Annotated in this window: 1 protein-coding gene; it reads right to left on the bottom strand. The window is 36.9% G+C overall.

The features are described 5' to 3' along the window. Window positions 1-255 (bottom strand): transposase (locus L3V42_RS18700; RefSeq protein WP_238472632.1); only part of this gene is annotated, 255 nt, incomplete at both ends.

A 255-nucleotide genomic window follows, 5' to 3' on the forward strand; every position in this document is an offset into this window, starting at 1 on the left:
CTTGTTCATTTAAATATTGAGCCGCAGATCTGGAACGATAACGGGAATGGGAGTGTGTAGAATCGACAATTAAAGCTGCTTTGGTTTCAATCAACCCTTGTTCAATTGCGATTTCAGTTGTTTTTTCAATCAGTAAATCCAGTAGATTAATGTCTTTCAAGCGTAACTTGCGAAAATGAGTTAAGGAACTCGAATCAATAACGGAAGCTTCTGGAGCCATCCCCAAGAAATACTTAAAAGACATATCATATTTAG

Origin of the sequence: Oceanobacillus alkalisoli (assembly GCF_022213125.1) — a bacterium.
In the GTDB taxonomy this organism is placed as follows: Bacteria; Bacillota; Bacilli; order Bacillales; family Amphibacillaceae; genus Oceanobacillus; species Oceanobacillus alkalisoli.